Below are 16,015 nucleotides of genomic sequence, written 5' to 3'. Positions count from 1 at the left end.
CTCTGCCTTCGAACTTTGAATGGAAGCGAGCATGCTGAAGCCGTTTACCGCCGTTGCAGCCGTCTGTGCCGTGCAGACCGTCCGCCGCCACAGCCGGGAATGTCACGACTTGGCGGCTCGAGAATATCTGATCCGGGTGGAGCGTCGGCTCATGGCTATGGTGCTGGAGGAGGGGCCTGAAGCGCATTCCCTTCCTCATACATCCCCCGTACCGTGCTTGTCGCTGCAGGACAGTAACAGTCCAACATGGCTGTAAACTCTCGGTGCAGAGGGTGGTCGCGGAGATTTTTGACACTGTGTGCTATGATCAACTGGGGCTGGAGCGGACTTTGTTGCAGAACTCGGCCTGAAGGCGGGTTTTGTTCGGAAGCGATGGAGATCAGGCGGCCTTGCGGGAGGTCGGCATACCGAGGCTGGTCAGCCAATTGATGACGGCGCAGGCGGCATTGGCCTCACGTCTTGAGGCACGATCGGTGCGGCGGGGAAAGGACAAGCAAGAATAGCGGTCGGCTGAAATGGGCAGGCAGACTGGATGACCCTGTGGCGCTGACCAATTTGCAATTCAAGTTTTCCCTGGCTGGCAGCCCGTTGATTCCATTGGACGTGGCAGACGTCCCAAAGGCTTTGGGTCACGCGATCAAGGGCATTTGACGCTGTAAATCTTAGTGAAGATCCTCAGGAGAAAGCGACTGCGGCCCTTCCTCGCCAACGGTAACGGGCGCCCCACCCGCTGAAGCCGAGAACCAGATGCCCTGCAAAGTGAAGGAGAGCAACAGCATTCCGCCGCACGCAGCCACAGGCCGCGCGGCTCCATGACACAGTTGGTCAGGTTTAGCGTGAGGGCATCTCCCAAATCTCGTCCACCTGCCCTACACTGAATTCAGCGTTCTGGCGGAGGAGCGGGGGCGATCGTAGGGGCAACATGCAGCTGATGCTAAGACCGGTGCCCTGTCCGCTGGCGCTGTCCACCCACACCGTCGTCAGTGTTGCGGAGCATCGCGAGGTCCGGGGCTCCCATACTTCGTCATCGCGATAACGAGAATACCGCAGTCAACACAAGGACCTTATCCCAGCCATGCCACGTCTCGGTCTGCGCCTGACGCCTCACGGGCACCTGCTGCTCGAAGCGGCGGAGGATGCACCCCTTTTGGAGGAAGCCATGGCCCACCGGCTTGCCGACGCCTTCGGCCGGGGGACGGGGTATGGCCTCATGCAACTCGGGGCGGGCGAAGTCGGCCATCCATTGCCCCCAGTTTTCGTCTGGTGGCGCGACTTCGCGGCACGCTATGTGGGGGCGCTGTGTCTGCACTCCTCCAGCGTGGCCGAGGCATCATCTTGCGTCTTACCGGCGTTGCCGCCACCCGTAGACCACGAGATCGCGACGCTCGTCCTGACCGCGCCTATGATGCCCGGCGCGGAGTATCTCGATGCGGATCTGCTGCGGGCGCTCTGGGACGAGACGGCAGCGGCATTTGCGGCCTCGGTGGTCGGCTCCGGGGCTGATCTCCAGACGTTCCTCAAGGAGATGAACCCCGTCTGGAACCTAGTCGGGCGGGTGCATTTCAATCTGGCGGAGAACCGGCGCGACCCTGAGCGGCCCTTCGCCTTTCTAGCCACTTACACCACACGCCTGTCGGCTCATGGCAAGACCCAGCATGTGCCGCTCGGCCAAGCCTTGCGCGACTACGCCGGCCCAGCAAACCGGGACAAGTTGCTCTCGCTGCTTCTGCCCGTGCAGCGCGCCGCCGAGCGCTGCCGCTGGCTGAAAGCAATGGTCGATGCGGGAGAGATCTTCCACCCGCTGCGCTGGAGCCCGGCGGATGCCGCACGGTTCCTGTCCAGCGTGCCGGATCTGGAAGTCGCCGGCGTGGTGGTGCGCATGCCGGCCTCCTGGCGGGCCAATCGTCCGGCACGCCCGCAGGTCTCGGCGGCCGTAGGCACCCGCCCGCCCTCTGCAGTCGGGCTCGACGGACTGCTCGATTTCCGCATGGAGGTGACGCTGGATGGGGAGCCTCTGACCGACGAGGAAATCACCGGGCTTCTGGCCGGAACCGACACGCTGGTGCTGCTACGCGGCCAATGGGTGGAGATCGATCGCCACCGCCTCCAGCGTGCGATGCAGCAGTTCCGTGACGCACAGGCGCTAGCCGATCGCGACGGGCTGACCTTCGCCGAGGCCATGCGTCTCCTCGCCGGGGCGACGCTCAGCAGCGCAGAACCGGATGCCGCGGCGTCCGATTGGGCGCGCGTGGTCGCCGGTCCTTGGTTGGCCGAGACGCTGCGGGCATTGCGCACACCGGACGGTGCGGGCATCAACCCTGGGCCGGCTTTGCAGGGGAAGCTGCGCCCGTATCAGAGAGCCGGCGTGCAGTGGCTACACCTGCTCTCCGGGCTTGGGCTGGGCGCCTGTCTTGCCGATGACATGGGGCTCGGAAAGACAATCCAGGTTCTCTCCCTACTGCTGGTCCAGCGCCAACAGCACGCCGAGGACCAGCCAAGTCTCCTGGTGGCGCCGGCGTCCCTGCTCGCCAACTGGGCCGCGGAGATCGAGCGTTTCGCGCCCAGCCTGAGGGCGAAGATTGTCCACCCGTCCGCAATGCCGGCGGATCAGGTCAGGCAGATAACGCCAGATGAGTTCGCAGGGATTGACTTGGTAATCACCAGCTATGGCACTCTGCTGCGCGTGCCGGCACTGGCCGGGACGAACTGGCGTCTCGTCGTACTGGACGAGGCGCAGGCGATTAAGAACCCGACCGCCAAGCAGACCAAGGCGGCCAAGGCTCTCAAAGCGGGGGCGCGCATCGCGCTGACCGGCACGCCGGTCGAGAACCATCTCGGCGATCTGTGGTCGATCTTCGACGTCATCAATCCGGGCCTGCTGGGAACGGCCAAGCAGTTCAAGAGCTACACAAAAACCCTGGCCGAACGGGCGCGCAATCCCTATGGCCCCCTGCGGGAGCTGGTGCGCCCCTACATTCTGCGGCGCATGAAGACGGACCGCTCCGTCATCGCTGACCTGCCCGACAAGACGGAGGTTTCCGCCTACTGCGCGCTCAGCCGTAAGCAGGCTGCTCTTTACGCTCAGACAGTCTCCGACTTGGCGGACGCGCTGCAGGAGGCCGAGGGCATCCAGCGCAAAGGCGTCGTGCTGACGACGCTGATGCGGCTCAAGCAGATCTGCAACCATCCCTCGCAGTGGCTCGGCGACAACGCCTGGGCCGAGGAGGACAGCGGCAAATGGGCCCGCCTGCGGGAGATCGCTTCGGTGGTGGCAGCCCGCCAGGAGAAGATGCTGGTGTTCACCCAGTTCCGCGAGGTGACGGCGCCGCTGGCGTCGTTCCTGGGCGGGGTGTTCGGGCGACCCGGACTGGTGCTGCACGGCGATACGGCGGTGAAGAACCGCAAGGCGCTGGTCGACACCTTTCAGAAGGACGAGACGATCCCATTCTTCATCCTGTCGCTAAAGGCCGGCGGTTCGGGCCTAACGCTGACGGCGGCATCGCACGTCGTGCATTTCGACCGCTGGTGGAACCCGGCGGTGGAGAACCAGGCGACCGACCGGGCCTTCCGCATTGGCCAAAAGAAGAACGTGCTGGTCCACAAGTTCGTCTGCCAGGGCACGGTCGAGGAGCGGATCGAGGCCTTGATCGAATCGAAGAAGCGGCTGTCGGATGATCTCCTCGCTGGCTCGGACGAGATCGTTCTTACCGAGATGGCAAATGAGGACCTGCTGCGGCTGGTGGCCCTTGATCTGAACGCCGCGACGAGGGAGTGACGCCGATGGGATATGGGTATGGAGGATGGGCGCCGTATGTCCCGGTCGCCGAACGCCGTCGACGGGCGGAGCGCGAGATGGCAAAACTGCGCAAGAAGGGGCATCCGGTTTCACCGGTGCGGATCGAGGGGCGCACCATCGCCCGGACCTTCTGGGGCAAGGCGTGGTGCGATAACCTGGAGAGCTATCGCGACTACGAGAATCGCCTGCTTCGCGGCCGCACCTATGTGCGCAACGGCTCGGTGGTTGATCTGCAGATCGCGCCACGGCAGGTGAAGGCGATGGTCAGCGGCTCGAAGATCTACACGGTCACCATCAGCATCACGACACTGCCGGAAGCCCGGTGGCGGTCACTGTGCCAGGGATGCGCCGGCGGGATCGACACCCTGGTCGAATTGCTCCAGGGGCGGTTTTCCAAAGCGGTGATGGAGCGGATCTGCCGTCAGGAAACTGGGCTGTTCCCCACGCCCTCGGAAATCCGGTTCTCGTGCACTTGCCCTGACGCGGCGTGGATGTGTAAGCACGTCGCGGCGACCCTCTATGGCGTCGGGGCGCGGCTGGATGAAACGCCCGAGCTTTTGTTCCGGCTGCGTGATGTGGACGAGAAGGACCTGCTGGCCAGCGTGGATCCGGCAGTGCCCTTGACCAGCGTCGAGCCTGTGGCTGCGAACATTCTTGCGGATGAGGATCTTTCGGTGCTTTTTGGCCTCGACATGGCTGGAGGGGAAAGCCTGCCACCGCTGGGCGGAGATGCGTCGGCGTCCAAGCCGCGTGCGACGAGGCGGCGCCGGGACAGTGGTGCGCCGGCAATGGCGGTTTCGGACGCGGTGTCACCGCAGGACGCCGCCAAGAAGGTTAGGTCGCGCAGGAAGGCCAAGGAGGTGCCAGCGGCATCGGGGGCACCTGCGGCGCCGCAGGCCGATCAGCGCCCCCGACGCCGCAAACGAGGGGCCGTGTGGGACCCCGCGGACATCTACGAGCCGTGACCGTGGTGTCGAGGCGGCCGGTGGCGGTGCATCCGATGCGATCGCCCATCGCAACAGAGGTGGCACCGCGAGGTTGGCCTCCAGGATCGCTCTAGTGAGCGGACTGGTCGAGGGACCAACCGGCGATCTGGCCCGGGTAGGTTCGCAGGTTCAAGTCTGGGTTGGAATGTCGGCCGCCTTTGTCTCCTACCAAGCGGTGAAATCGTCTGCTTTGCGCCAGAAGCGGACATTCGCATCACCGAATTTGAGTGACCGCGTTGGGTCAGAAGCCGAACTGTCCAAAAATGGTCATCGGCGATCTGGCCTGCATTTTCTCGGGTTCTACCAAAATTTCTTTGTAAGCATCATGGCGTCTGTTGATCCTTAGCATGAATTTATCAAGCTAATGGGGCAAAAAAGGAAGATTACAATGTATATGCTCGGTAATATTCCAATTTATTAGGTCGCCCTCAGTGAGATTAACTCAACGGTTGGCTGAGTAATATTGTGTGCGATAGCTCGAGCGCGATTGAGCAGCCAGTCAAACCCTACAATGCGTATATGGTTTCGGTTATTGTTTGCGTCGCTAAGCGCCTGCTTCTGGCTCTTTTTAAGGGTTCGTTCAAGGCCAATCACAACTAGACAGTCGGGCTCCTGAAATTCTATAAAATGCTTTTCCATTTCTGAGAAATGTTTGATTAGATATCGGCGATAGTCTGCTGCTTGAGATTCGGCATGGGTGACATCAGCAGTGAGGTGCCCGCCAGTTGTGACCAGCCCCTTGGCGGGACATTCAATCTCGACAACCATGTAAGTCCCATCGGCCCTTTGAACTATATAATCGGGCTCCTTGAAGCCGAACAGGTTGGGTTGCGGCCACACCCGAATCGCGAGCGGATCGAGGATCTGGGGATGAGCGGTGAGGAAAACTTGAAACGCTGGCTCGTTGCTCGGATCGTTTTGTATAAGCGCATCGAAGCTGTCGAGAACCGGGGCGCTAACTGTAGGGGCCCGAGATCATCGGCGACCGGACCCGAGATTCTAAGCGATTCCGGGACCGGATTGGCTGAGACGGGACGCAGGCTCAGGCCCACATTCGGTGAGACAGGGCCCGCAGTGTTTGAGACCGACCCGAGATCATGGGCTCCGGCCCACAATCCGTGAGACAAGATCGGTCAGAGCGGAAGTCCGGCCGCCTGCATCTGCTGGGTCAATTCCTGCGCCCGGACACCGCTCAGCTCACCTCGCAGGAACTGACGGATCTCCGCCGGCTTGACGCTGAACTGGTCGGCCAGGGAGCGTACGCTGTAGCCATGGCGGGTCAGCCGCGGTTCCAGATCATCGAGCTGACGTGACAAGATGCTCTCGACCACCTGGGCCGTGACCGGCCGGTCTCCGATCCGGTACGCTTCCTCGAACGCAAGGGTCAGGTGCTGCACGATCTGGAGCGGGGTCTTTAGCCGCTTGGCCAGCAACTCCACGGCCGCCGTCTCGATCAGCTCGTCAATGTCGATGCCCTCGCCGGCACAGCGTGCGAGAAGCCAGCGGATGTAGGCAAGCTGGTTGCCTGCCATGCCGTCGAACTCGAACACCACCGACCGGTAGCCGATCTCCTCCATGGTCGGACGCCGAAGGTCGTTCCGGAGCTTGGGGTGCCCCACCAGCACGACGGAGAGCATGCCGCCGCCATCGGCCACCACCTCCATCAGCCGCTTCAGACCGATCAGTGTCTTGCCGTGCAGATCGTGCGCTTCGTCCACGAACAGGGCCACCGGCTTACGGCCGCGCCGTACGAGTTGTTGCAGTTCGCGCTCCCGCTTCTCGCCCAGGGTCGGGATCTTCGGATCCTTGTCTGGAGAGAGGTCATGGAACAGCGCGGTGATGAGGGTGGGGATGGTGGTGCGGTCCTTGTCCACCGACAGACTCTTCGACACCGTAACGCGCCCGTCGCGGGTCAGTTCGTCCTGAATGCGGCGAAGCAGCACTGTCTTGCCGCTGCCGACGACGCCGGCGACCGCCACCAAGCGTCCCGCCAGGATGGACGCTTTCACGTCCTTGATGAGCTGGCGGTGATGGTCAGTCTCGTAATACCCGGCCATCAGCAGGTCCCGCTCCAATTTGAAATGCTCCATGACTTCCGTCAGCATGCCCCGCCCCCTCCCGTCCGCTGCCTGAAGTACGCCCGCACCTTCGTCAGCACCTCATCCTTGGCCAAGGTCTCCCGCACCAGCGCGTCGATCCAGGTCCGGTCCTCAACCGGCAGCTTCGCCAACGCCAAGCCGATCTCCCCGGCAATCGCGCGCTTGGCCGCGATGATGTCGGGAAAGGTCAAGGTGCGGTAGGGGTCCGGATCGGCGAAGGCCACCTTGGGAGCCGGTGCCGTGACGGGGGGTAGCAGGGGCGAGGTCCCGCCGTCCAGGGCAGCGCGCGGCAGGCCGATGCGCTCCGCCAGTTCAGCCACCCGGTCGGCCCGCTCCTCGGCTCTGGTCTTCTGATGCTTGCGGTACTTGTGCAGCGGGATGGGGCCACAGACCGGGCCGTAGGGCCCATACCGCCGCTCGCCGTGCTCGACATAGAGCTCCTGGTCAAACAACCCCCACCAGAGCACCGCCTCCTCGCCGGCCAAGTCCGGATCGACCTCGTAGACTACCCCTTCAACGGTGATGCGGGTATCGATGCCGACCTTGCGTCGTTCCGGCTCTCGCGCGAAGGCGCAGAACCGATCCCAGGCGCACATCTCGCGGTAGCCCTTCTCCGGCAGGTGCCGCACCCAGTCCTCAATGCGGCTGTGCGGCTCCGACCGGTGATCCTGGGCGTTGTAGCGGACGAGGTAGCGGCGCAGCCACAGATTCGCCTCCGCCTCGTCCTGCGGTTCATGGAAATGGTAGAGCGTCTCATGGACGTCCTTGACGGTGCGGAACGGCCGCTCGACCTTGCCCTTCGACCGGGCGGTGGTGCGCCGGCCGTCGCTCTCTGCCGGCAGGTGGGTCATCACCTTGACGCCCAGGCAGGCCATGACGTTCTGGAACACGCGCGAGCGGGTGACCGGGCCGTTGTCCATGTAGATCGCCTCGGGGATGCCTTGGAAGGGCATGTCCTCCTCTGGCTTGGGCGCCATGGCGTTGTAGAGAAAGCGCAGGGCCGACTCCGCGTCCTCGCCGTAAACGCACCTGTACTCCTGGTAGACGGTGCCGCTGCGATCGTCGGCGACGCTGAACAGCATCAGGGTAGGCGCTCCCCGGCCGGGCTCGATCCAGAGCGGTTGCTTGACGTGTTTCAGGTCCGACGGGCTCATGTCGAACTGCCACAGCTCGTTCGACTGCCGGGCTTGAAACCGCACGGCCGCCGGCGCGCGGGTCACCCTGGCATAGTCCAGTCCCCAAGCACGCAGATATCGGTTGACCGTGGTTTTGTGCAGCGTGCCCGGCGCCGGCTGCACCAAGCCCTCCGGGGCCTCGACCCCATGCTCCTCCATCAGCCGTATCGCCTGCACCGTCGACAGGTGGCGGCCCTTCTTGTTGGTGGTCCGCAGCTTCAGGGCGGCGACGATCTCGCAATAGCGCTCCATCTCCGTGGCAGGCATCTTCCGCGGCTTTCCCCGGTCGGCCCGACGAAGGGCCTTGGGCCGAAGGGATTGTTGAAGAGCCCGGTAAAGGGTGGCGCGGGACACGCCGTAGAGTTCCCTGGCCGACCGCAGGATCTCGGCACGGTCGGGATGACGGGGTGGCAGCGTGTCCAGCCGCCGGCGCAGCTGCACCAGCGCCTCGGCCGGGATCCGCCGCCCGTCACTCACCGGCCATCTCCTCGATGTAGGCGTACAGTGTCGGCTTGGAGATCCCCATGAGCCGGCAAATCTCCATCACCGTGTGCTTGCGTTCCTGATAGAGCTCGACGGCGAGCCGGCGTTTGTCAGGGTCCAGTACCTTGCGGCGCCCGCCCAGCCGGCCACGGGCCCTGGCCGCGCTGAGCCCGGCCTGGGTGCGTTCCCGCACGAGGTTGCGCTCGAACTCAGCGAGGGCCCCGAACATGTGGAAGACCAGCCGTCCACCGCTCGACCCGGTGTCGATGGCGTCGTGTAGGCTGCGCAGCCCGACGCCGGCGGCATCGAGCCGCTCAGCCAGCTCGATGAGGTCCTTCAGGGACCGACCCAGCCGATCGAGCCGCCAGACGACCAGCGTGTCGCCCCGGCGGACCACGTCGAGCGCGGCGGCAAGACCGGGACGGTCAGTCCTGGCACCGCTGCGGCGATCCTCGAAGATCCTCTCGCATCCAGCCGCGCCGAGTGCATCCCGCTGAAGGTGCAGGTTCTGATCGTCGGTCGATACCCGTGCGTAGCCGATCAACATGGGCCAAGCCCCCAGCTGGGCAGGAAACCCGTGGTGCGCGCTCGATACCAGACGATGAAAGACTGACCTGATTTCTTTACCACATCGGCGGCTACACGACGAGGCGCCCGCGACGACGAAGGTGGAGTAAAGCAAACGGCCGTTTGCCTGCCTTAACTCTGCGGTATCAGGGGTGCCCGGACTGATCGAATTCCGGCGACACGAACGGCGGACGAGGTGCATTCCGATCCGGGAGGGGGCTGCTCGCGTCGGGCCCCCTCGTAGGTTCGTCCATCGAACCGGACGGCACAGGAGCCGGAAGCTCCGGACCGCGCCGTGGAATCAAAGGTCATAGAATTCAACGGGCTGCGGGCGGGTCGCGGTCGGTCGGCACTCCAGCCAGTAATCGATAGAAAGCGACGGCGCAATTCACATAGGATCGCTCATGCCCGCCAGCGAGGCGGCCTGCCCCAACCCCGACCCGGAACACCCCGTAATAGGCCCACGTGTCCCATGATCGACGTTCCAAGGAATGGAAGGATTGAAGATCGCTCGGTCCGAACAGGATGATCACGAACAAGGCGATCGGGCTGACATTCTCGACGGTGAACCGGACCGCATCGGGCCCGGCTTCTAGCACACGGATGCGGAAGGTCACGGGGCCGGAGGAGCGGTTGACCGTGTTGTCGCCCGCCCTTGTTCTACTCGGCCTCCGCGTTCCCGGGTGGCTCGACTGAGCCCCGTCGTTGCAGCCATCGGGCAATAGCCCAGCACAGAAGCGCCCAAGCCGCCCCCATGCACCAGCCTGCCAGGACGTCGGTTGGCCAGTGAACACCCAGATAGACCCGACTGATGCCGATGACCAGGGTCAGGCCGACCGCCGCCGCCATGACATACCGCTTGGCCCGGCGACCCAATTGCAGGCGGGTGAGCAGAGCGCCGAGCGTCAGGTAGGTGACGGCCGATAGCATGGCGTGGCCGCTCGGAAAGCTCGCCGTGACGACTTGCGCCAGATGCGGCACCAGGTCGGGTCGGGGGCGTTCGAACATCATCTTCAGGGCACTGCTCACCAGCATGCCGCCGCCGACCGAGGCGGCGAGCAGCACCGCTGCTCCGCGGGCGCGCGCCACAACAAGAAAGCCGATCACCAGCAGCGTGACGACGGTCAGATCCGTAATGCTGCCCAGACTGGTCAGGTCCTGCGCCATTCGTTCGACCCAGCCGGGTCCAATCGGGTCGGCCGGATTGCCCGGAACCCGCATGGACAGCAGTATCGTCCGATCGAAGGCGCGGGTGTCGCCTTCCAAGGCTTCGCCGCCTAGCCAGAGGACGGCGAGGGTGCCACCCGCCACACCCAGCAACGCCAGCAGCAACCTCACCTCGGGTCGGGCGAGACTCTGCCGCAGGCTGGTTGGTATGCCCATGTTGCGCATCGTGGCGGACTAATCTTCGGTGTGATCGCTGGACTGCCGATGCAACAACAACGCACCACCGCGATTGTTGTGCCCGAGCCCCGTTGCGATGACCGCGCCGGTGCCCCATCCGACATTTCCCAAAGATCCAAGCCGATCCTATGATGTTTCTGACCCATGGCCCAATTGCCGATCTCGTAGCGACCTACGGCTACTGGCTGATCGCAGGCATTGTCGCGCTTGAAAGCACAGGACTGCCCGTACCGGGCGAGGCGGTGCTCATCGCCGGAGCCGTTCTCGCTGGAACAGCTGCGCAACTGCAGATCGAGTCCATCAAAGTCGAATGCGCAGATTGTCCGGGATGTCGGAACGCGGCGTGAACGTAGGCTTGGCCGCGCTCAACTTCCTTTACACCACAGATTTCGAACCCGGGATGGCCGTCGATGCGTCGGTGTGATCTCCCCGTCGGCCGCTTCCGAGTTCGTCCAGAACATGTTGGTATTCGCCCGGAGGCAGGGCGCGCGCATCCTCGGCCATGTGCCGTAAGGCAGCGAGGCCGGCCTCGGTAAACCGAGCCCGCAGCCAATGGCCACCGTCATCCCGCAACTCCAGCAGCCCACGGTCCAGCATCCCCTGAATGACCGTTCCCGGCTTTGGCTGCCCCTTGTTCGGCCCGGTGGCCCACCGCTTCACCAGGATGCCGCTCTCCAGCCGCGGTGCCTGCCCAAAGCGCACCATGAATTCGTTGCGGATCAGAGCCCGCTCCCGCGGCGTCAAGGTCGTGTCACTCACCAGCTCATCTCCCTCAGTCCTCTCCCCGCGATACGCGGAACCAGTGCTCAGCATACTGCCGACACAGTTCAGCCTCGACGCCGTCTCCGGTGCGTTCGGCATCGGCCGCGCGGGCAAGCCACTGAGCCTGCTTCTGAAGCGCTGATCCGTTCACACGGGCGGGTGCTGGTCGAACCCCGGTCGAGGTGGCAGTAGGTGGGCGAGGTTTGATGAAATCCGGTCGCGGCACTGGGACGCGGGGCCTGGAGGGTGGCATGAGGCTTACTGACTTCCTTGGATAGAGTGGAGGGTCATTCTTCGGCCTGACAGAGTCTACGCCGCGCAAGGCCACGATGCGCAGGAATTTTCCGGTGTCGCAGTGGCGCCGACGGCTGCCGGCGTGCTGCCTGACATCGGGGAAGCGACCGTTCGGCGGGGCCGGTAGCCAGTAGCCTGATCGGCGCTGTCGGCGCCGGCGAGATGGCCAAACGCCCTTTTCGCGACAGCTGCCGGGCAGCAGGGCCGCTTGGTGTGAAACAGCACGCTGGCAGGCCCCCCAAGGGACCTCATACTTTCAGCAAGTTATTGTGGCGATCGGCGTCGAAACCCCATACTGATACACACTCAACAGCCGCCGTACCCATACTGAGACGGCACCCGTGGAATTCGCCAACAGTGTCAGCAACGGAGCGGAAAACCCAGGTAAGCGGCGCGCTTAGGGCTTGTAGGCGACGAGCAGTGCGCCGGCGGCGATCAGTACGACCCCGGCCCAATTGGGAGTGGACAGCTTCTCGCCGAGGAACAGGACACCGAAGACTGCCACCATCACAACGCTCATCTTATCGATGGGCGCTACTTGGGAGGCGCTGCCAAGCTTCAGGGCGCGGAAGTAGCACAGCCAGGAGCCGCCAGTGGCCAGCCCGGACAACACCAAGAAGGCGTAGGTCCGGGGCGCCACCGAATCCAGCGCCTGAAACTGACCTGTGCCGAGCAGGATCGCGCCGAGGGTGAGCAGGATGACAATGGTGCGGATGAAGGTGGCGAAGTCCGAATTAACGTTCTCGATCCCGATCTTCGCGAAGATCGCCGTCAGGGCCGCGAAGGCGGCGGAAAGCAATGCCCAGAACGACCAAGCCGACAGCAGGGTTTTCATCTGCATAGTCTCCGATTCATGATGGGGAGTCCGACCCCGGTCGGCTCTCGTCCTGCATGTTTTTATCCAGGTCCAGTTCTGTCTGCCCCTGCGGGAAAATCGAAGAGCCGGCCGGCCCCCTGGGGAATGGGAAGACAGCCGGTCGGCCCCCGGTCAGGCGGTGATGTTCAGAGTACGACCGCGGTTGGGATCCGCGGGAAGCGCAGGCGCGCTCGCTGCGCCCTTTTCCGGAGCCCCATTGTCGTAGTCTCCGTCCTTGTCCAGCTTGAGAGACGGACCTTTCGCCGCAACCTGCACCGGCGGCGCCGAAAAAGGAAGCGAGCTTGAACCAATATAGCCAATTGACATGATCTGTTCTCCAGAAATGTCACGCACAGCTGCATGTCCCAGGAACTGTGGTGCTCCGGCTCCTAAAACTTCCATAACTTACAACCCATCGAAACATTAAGTTTTAGTAAGGTGAAAATCCGTTCATGGACGCTTGAATTATTCGCCTTCTCTTACTCCGGGACAGCGAGTTCCAAGCGTCTCTCAGCGAGATTTGTTGCCGGTGTGACGGCCATCCAGGCTGAATTCCACATTCTGAATCATGGCCTTGAACGCATGGACAGCGAACGGCACGGTGGCCGTAAGCCAGCAGAGTTACGCCGTCCTTTCCCGGAAGATTCATTACGAAGTCGTATAGTCAGCCCCGTTGGACCAAAACGCGTTTACTGGCATCTTGCTTCCCAACCGCTCACAGCCCTCCAAGCGGCGGGAAGCAGAATAGCCGCTCGGAACACACCATGAGTGTCTGTCCGCAGAGATCACGCGCTGCCCCCCTGGGGCGCGAGCCTTTGAAAGCGCCGTGCGAGGATCGAGACGAAGTTGATTTCGACGAAGGCGATGAGGTGCGCTTTTGAAGCGTCTGTCAGTGACATCGAGTGCCTGGCTTCGTCGACGCTCCGCAGTTCCCGCAACCGCCACAACCAGAAGCCGATGAATCGGCTCTGATCACTGAACGGCGCATCATTGCCTGCACTTTGGCTGGAACAAGATACCGCCACAAGGTCCAGGCGACGGCACCAGTCACCAAGGGAACGACGATGACCGACTGCCAGACAAAATCAAATCCAACCGCCGGCCGTTCCGCGAAGAGGGCACTTGCCAACCGGTAGGTCGCGAAAGAGGCAGCGTAAGCGAAGACGAGCATGTAGGTGAACATCACGGCAGGCCAGAACCGGGAGTTTGTTTCACGCCGCACCACCGACAAGGTCGACAGGCATTGGGGGGCGAAGACGTACCATGCAAGCAATGACAATGCAGTCGGCAGGCTCCACGAGGTTGCCAGGGTGTCGCCCAAAGTGACCCGCAGCGCGTCACCGGTGGCGCTGAGCGCATAAACGGTGCCGAGCACCCCGACTGCCACCTCCCTCGCCGCCATCCCTGGCACAAGCGCGATGGCGATCTGCCAGTTGAAGCCTATGGGAGCGAGCGCCGGTTCGAGAGCATGGCCGATCATGCCGGCAAAGGAATGTTGGATCGCTGGGCCGGCAGCCCCCTCGGGTGCTCCGGGATAGCTTGCCAGGAACCAGATGACCACCATCAGCAGGAAGATCGTGGTTCCCGCACGGGTCAGGAAGATCTTGGCGCGTTCGGCAAGACCGAGCACGATGTTGCGTGGACGGGGCAACCGGTAGGCGGGCAACTCCATCAGCAGGGGTTCTCGGGCGCCCTGAAACAGGGTCCGTTTCAGAATGAAGGCCACCAGCAACGCCGCGAGAATGCCCGCCGCGTACAGGATGAACATCACCAAGCCCGGCAGACCGATCATGCCTCCGAACACGGGCCGATCTGGAACGAAGGCGGCGATCAGCAGCGCATAGACCGGCAGGCGTGCCGAACAGGTCATCAGTGGTGCGATCATGATCGTCGCCAAACGGTCTGCCCGGTTCTCGATGGTCCGTGTCGCCATGATGCCGGGGACGGCGCAGGCGAAGCTGGAGAGCAACGGGATGAACGCTCGGCCATGCAGACCGACGCCGCCCATCAGCCGATCCAGAAGGAAGGCCGCGCGTGCCATGTAGCCCGAATCCTCCAGAACCTGAATGAACAGGAAAAGCACAAGGATTTGCGGGAGAAAGATGACGACGCTGCCGACACCGGCGATGACGCCGTCGGTCAGAAGACTGTTCAAGGGGCCTGCCGGCATGCCGGAGGCGACGGCGTCCTTCGTCCAGCTCAGCCCGGCGTCGATCAGGTCCATCGGCAGCTTCGCCCATGCGAAGACCGCCTGGAACATCAGGAAAAGGATCAATAGGAGAACGCCGAGTCCGAGCACCGGTTGCAGCAAAACCGCGTCGATGCGCCGCGTTACGGTATGGGGGCTGGACGGAGTGCGCACCGCCTGCGCGAGAATGGCTTCGACGGCGCGGTGATAAGCGCGCAGATCCTGCGAACTCGGCTCGGTCCAGCCTACTGCGCCTTTCTCCAGACCGGCGGAAACATCACTGTCGACAACGCGATCGATCCGATCGATCAGGTCCTGGACGCCGTCCCCGCGGACCGCCACCATGGGCACCACCGGCATGTCGAGCGCCGTGGACAGGGCCTCCACGTCGATGCTGCAGCCGCGCCGCTCGGCCATATCCATCATGTTCAACGCCAGGATCATCGGGCGACCGACCCGCTTCAACTCCAGGACAAGGCGCAAGTTGAGCCGCAGGTTGGTGGCATCGACGACGCAGACCAGAATGTCCGGAACGGCTTCACCGTCCCGGCGCCCAAGCACAACGTCACGGGTCACCTCCTCGTCCGGCGATCGGGCGCGCAATGAATAAGTGCCGGGCAAATCAAGCACTCGCAGGCGTCGCCCGGCACGGCCAACACAGCGGCCCTCCTTCCGCTCGACCGTGACGCCCGGATAGTTGGCAACCTTTTGCCGGCTGCCGGTCAGCGCATTGAACAGAGCGGTTTTGCCGCAGTTGGGGTTCCCGACAAGGGCAACCAGTGGGGCCGCAATGGTCGCGTTGGGCATCACCGCTGGTCTCCATGAATATAGACGAGCACAGCGTTGGCCTCATTGCGACGAAGCGCGATCGTGTGGTCGTTGACACGGATCGCGATGGGATCGCGGGCAGGAAATCCTTCATAGAGGATTTCAATGACCGCACCCTCGACCAGCCCCATTTCGATGAGCCGCCGCTCCAGTTCACCAGCTGGCAGCGTCGTTGCGACCGCTCCCTCATCCAGGCCGGCCACCTCGGCCCGGACGCCTCTGCGCAGACCGCCAAGTGGCCGGCGGAGCAACACCGATCTTTGCATCGTCGACACGATCCCCTGGATTATCCCGCGCGCAGGCAGTCCGCCGTCTCGACACTGACGTTCGGTTTGGTGCGGGCTGTCGGGGCGCAGCATCCTGAAAATGCAAATGATCCGCAATAGCAGATTCGAGCCGTACACCTCCGTCGGCCAAACATTGGGATTTTGTATAGTTCCCGTAAGCTGCCGGTAAGGAAAAGAGACGCCACTCCGTTCTCCCATCTCGAGTCGCATAGCCCCGGCGGCGCCCGCTTCCGACATTGGGATTTTTCAACACCGGGTCCACCACCGCCGAACCTTGCCGACCCTAGGCT

General features: G+C 63.3%; 15 protein-coding genes and 1 pseudogene. 4 read left to right on the top strand and 12 right to left on the bottom strand.

Translation table 11 applies throughout. The features are described from left to right. Positions 1-379: 379 nt before the first annotated feature. A pseudogene (locus ACCD06_RS19210) lies at positions 380-490 on the bottom strand (IS5/IS1182 family transposase); the annotation flags it as partial. Between the two features lie 585 nt (positions 491-1,075). On the opposite strand from ACCD06_RS19210, the gene ACCD06_RS19205 reads away from it, so the two are divergent. The 3 genes from ACCD06_RS19205 to ACCD06_RS19195 all read left to right on the top strand — a co-directional run bounded on the left by ACCD06_RS19205 (position 1,076) and on the right by ACCD06_RS19195 (position 5,128). Further along, positions 1,076-3,775: a DEAD/DEAH box helicase gene (locus ACCD06_RS19205; protein WP_413342654.1), complete on the top strand. Its 2,700-nt coding sequence runs from the start codon at positions 1,076-1,078 to the stop codon at positions 3,773-3,775. A 77-nt stretch (positions 3,776-3,852) separates the two neighbouring features. Then, positions 3,853-4,761 carry a hypothetical protein gene (locus ACCD06_RS19200; RefSeq protein ID WP_413342652.1) on the top strand — a complete coding sequence of 303 codons (909 nt, stop codon included), beginning with the start codon at positions 3,853-3,855 and terminating at the stop codon, positions 4,759-4,761. A 94-nt stretch (positions 4,762-4,855) separates the two neighbouring features. Beyond that, positions 4,856-5,128: a hypothetical protein gene (locus ACCD06_RS19195; RefSeq protein WP_413342650.1), complete on the top strand. Its 273-nt coding sequence runs from the start codon at positions 4,856-4,858 to the stop codon at positions 5,126-5,128. Positions 5,129-5,199: 71 nt separating this feature from the next. On the opposite strand, the gene ACCD06_RS19190 is transcribed toward ACCD06_RS19195, so the two are convergent. The 5 genes from ACCD06_RS19190 to ACCD06_RS19170 form a co-directional block, all read right to left on the bottom strand. After that, positions 5,200-5,706, bottom strand: a complete 507-nt coding sequence (locus tag ACCD06_RS19190; protein ID WP_413342903.1) for a Shedu anti-phage system protein SduA domain-containing protein — start codon at positions 5,704-5,706, stop codon at positions 5,200-5,202. Positions 5,707-5,915: 209 nt separating this feature from the next. Beyond that, complete coding sequence (locus ACCD06_RS19185) at positions 5,916-6,887, bottom strand: ExeA family protein (protein WP_413342646.1); 972 nt, start codon at positions 6,885-6,887, stop codon at positions 5,916-5,918. Next, positions 6,881-8,515, bottom strand: coding sequence for an IS481 family transposase (locus ACCD06_RS19180; RefSeq protein WP_413342901.1), 1,635 nt, complete (start codon positions 8,513-8,515; stop codon positions 6,881-6,883). The genes ACCD06_RS19185 and ACCD06_RS19180 overlap by 7 nt, the downstream gene beginning before the upstream one ends. Before the next feature lie 10 nt (positions 8,516-8,525). After that, the gene (locus ACCD06_RS19175; RefSeq protein ID WP_413342644.1) at positions 8,526-9,086 is read right to left on the bottom strand and encodes a recombinase family protein; all 561 of its coding nucleotides are present in this window, start codon (positions 9,084-9,086) and stop codon (positions 8,526-8,528) included. Positions 9,087-9,766: 680 nt separating this feature from the next. Beyond that, positions 9,767-10,498 carry a phosphatase PAP2 family protein gene (locus ACCD06_RS19170; protein WP_413342642.1) on the bottom strand — a complete coding sequence of 244 codons (732 nt, stop codon included), beginning with the start codon at positions 10,496-10,498 and terminating at the stop codon, positions 9,767-9,769. 140 nt (positions 10,499-10,638) lie between these two features. On the opposite strand from ACCD06_RS19170, the gene ACCD06_RS19165 reads away from it, so the two are divergent. Continuing rightward, a complete protein-coding gene (locus ACCD06_RS19165) occupies positions 10,639-10,857 on the top strand; it encodes a DedA family protein (RefSeq protein WP_413342640.1) in 219 nt (72 codons plus the stop codon). Between the two features lie 28 nt (positions 10,858-10,885). Here ACCD06_RS19165 and ACCD06_RS19160 read toward each other — a convergent pair whose 3' ends face one another. The 6 genes from ACCD06_RS19160 to ACCD06_RS19135 form a co-directional block, all read right to left on the bottom strand. After that, positions 10,886-11,269, bottom strand: a complete 384-nt coding sequence (locus ACCD06_RS19160) for a hypothetical protein (RefSeq protein WP_413342638.1) — start codon at positions 11,267-11,269, stop codon at positions 10,886-10,888. A gap of 13 nt (positions 11,270-11,282) precedes the next feature. Continuing rightward, positions 11,283-11,525: a DUF4167 domain-containing protein gene (locus tag ACCD06_RS19155; protein ID WP_109074831.1), complete on the bottom strand. Its 243-nt coding sequence runs from the start codon at positions 11,523-11,525 to the stop codon at positions 11,283-11,285. A gap of 438 nt (positions 11,526-11,963) precedes the next feature. Next, positions 11,964-12,401, bottom strand: a complete 438-nt coding sequence (locus ACCD06_RS19150; protein WP_109049277.1) for an EamA family transporter — start codon at positions 12,399-12,401, stop codon at positions 11,964-11,966. A gap of 153 nt (positions 12,402-12,554) precedes the next feature. Further along, positions 12,555-12,749 carry a hypothetical protein gene (locus ACCD06_RS19145; protein WP_413342635.1) on the bottom strand — a complete coding sequence of 65 codons (195 nt, stop codon included), beginning with the start codon at positions 12,747-12,749 and terminating at the stop codon, positions 12,555-12,557. A 562-nt stretch (positions 12,750-13,311) separates the two neighbouring features. Continuing rightward, positions 13,312-15,417 (bottom strand): ferrous iron transport protein B, encoded by a 2,106-nt coding sequence (gene feoB / locus ACCD06_RS19140; RefSeq protein WP_413342633.1) that lies wholly within the window; start codon positions 15,415-15,417, stop codon positions 13,312-13,314. Continuing rightward, positions 15,417-15,797, bottom strand: a complete 381-nt coding sequence (locus tag ACCD06_RS19135) for a FeoA family protein (protein ID WP_413342631.1) — start codon at positions 15,795-15,797, stop codon at positions 15,417-15,419. The genes feoB and ACCD06_RS19135 overlap by 1 nt, the downstream gene beginning before the upstream one ends. Positions 15,798-16,015 lie beyond the last annotated feature (218 nt).

The organism is Azospirillum sp. CT11-132 (genome assembly GCF_047302835.1).
Taxonomy (GTDB): Bacteria; Pseudomonadota; Alphaproteobacteria; order Azospirillales; family Azospirillaceae; genus Azospirillum.
The sequence above is the reverse complement of the archived record's forward strand: the minus strand, read 5'-3'. Positions and strand labels throughout refer to the sequence as shown.

Excerpts from the sequence above, each read along its gene's own strand:
- ACCD06_RS19205 (WP_413342654.1), top strand. The coding sequence starts at position 1,076 with ATGCCACGTCTCGGTCTGCGCCTGACGCCTCACGGGCACCTGCTGCTC.
- ACCD06_RS19200 (WP_413342652.1), top strand. The coding sequence starts at position 3,853 with ATGGCAAAACTGCGCAAGAAGGGGCATCCGGTTTCACCGGTGCGGATC.
- ACCD06_RS19185 (WP_413342646.1), bottom strand. The coding sequence starts at position 6,887 with ATGCTGACGGAAGTCATGGAGCATTTCAAATTGGAGCGGGACCTGCTG.
- ACCD06_RS19175 (WP_413342644.1), bottom strand. The coding sequence starts at position 9,086 with ATGTTGATCGGCTACGCACGGGTATCGACCGACGATCAGAACCTGCAC.
- ACCD06_RS19170 (WP_413342642.1), bottom strand. The coding sequence starts at position 10,498 with ATGCGCAACATGGGCATACCAACCAGCCTGCGGCAGAGTCTCGCCCGA.
- ACCD06_RS19165 (WP_413342640.1), top strand. The coding sequence starts at position 10,639 with ATGATGTTTCTGACCCATGGCCCAATTGCCGATCTCGTAGCGACCTAC.
- ACCD06_RS19155 (WP_109074831.1), bottom strand. The coding sequence starts at position 11,525 with ATGCCACCCTCCAGGCCCCGCGTCCCAGTGCCGCGACCGGATTTCATC.
- ACCD06_RS19150 (WP_109049277.1), bottom strand. The coding sequence starts at position 12,401 with ATGAAAACCCTGCTGTCGGCTTGGTCGTTCTGGGCATTGCTTTCCGCC.
- ACCD06_RS19145 (WP_413342635.1), bottom strand. The coding sequence starts at position 12,749 with ATGTCAATTGGCTATATTGGTTCAAGCTCGCTTCCTTTTTCGGCGCCG.
- feoB (WP_413342633.1), bottom strand. The coding sequence starts at position 15,417 with ATGCCCAACGCGACCATTGCGGCCCCACTGGTTGCCCTTGTCGGGAAC.
- ACCD06_RS19135 (WP_413342631.1), bottom strand. The coding sequence starts at position 15,797 with ATGCTGCGCCCCGACAGCCCGCACCAAACCGAACGTCAGTGTCGAGAC.